Origin of the sequence: Paracraurococcus lichenis, assembly GCF_030657435.1 — a bacterium.
Classification (GTDB): Bacteria; Pseudomonadota; Alphaproteobacteria; order Acetobacterales; family Acetobacteraceae; genus Paracraurococcus; species Paracraurococcus lichenis.
The window spans coordinates 1-533 of record NZ_JAUTWS010000454.1; the positions used below are offsets into that span (position 1 = coordinate 1).

Consider the following 533-nt stretch of genomic DNA (forward strand, 5'->3'; position numbering starts at 1 on the left):
CGGCAGAACGGCTGTGACCCCGACCAGCTGTCCTTCCTGCACACCGTTCGCGTGGTCCGGCGGCATCTGCCCTTCCACGCCGCGTTTTCCCCCTCGGCAGCGCCGGCAGATGCAGCAGATGGTGCTGGTCGAGATCCTCGCCGTGCCGGCGGAGCAAAGCCGCGGCCGTCACAACCCGCGCGCGGTCAAGCGCAAGATGAGCAGCTTTCCCACCAAGGGCCGCGCCGCACCCGGCGCACGCCAGCCGCTGCACTATCCTGACCACATCCGGATCGTCGCGCCCGAGGGGCCGGGTCCAGAGCAGACGGCCACACCCTCGAGCCCACCGCCCCTGCGACCTCCCGCCGCCGACCGACACGCGTTCTGGCGCGATCATGTCCGGGCTTGGCGCGACAGCGGCCTCAGGCGCGCTGCATACGCCAAAGCGCACGGCCTCGCGCCTCGCACCTTCAATCACTGGATCGCCCGCTTGCGGCAGATGTTCCGCCGACGCCCAGCCGTCACTCCAGACCGCGCCTAAGTCAACGGTATTG

Annotated in this window: 1 protein-coding gene; it reads left to right on the forward strand. The window is 70.0% G+C overall.

Annotated elements, in window-relative coordinates; genetic code table 11:
• Positions 1–109 precede the first annotated feature (109 nt).
• Positions 110–520: an IS66 family insertion sequence element accessory protein TnpA gene (gene tnpA / locus Q7A36_RS40770; protein WP_305109479.1), complete on the forward strand. Its 411-nt coding sequence runs from the start codon at positions 110–112 to the stop codon at positions 518–520.
• The last annotated feature ends 13 nt before the right edge of the window (positions 521–533 follow it).

Excerpts from the sequence above, each read along its gene's own strand:
- tnpA (WP_305109479.1), top strand. The coding sequence starts at position 110 with ATGCAGCAGATGGTGCTGGTCGAGATCCTCGCCGTGCCGGCGGAGCAA.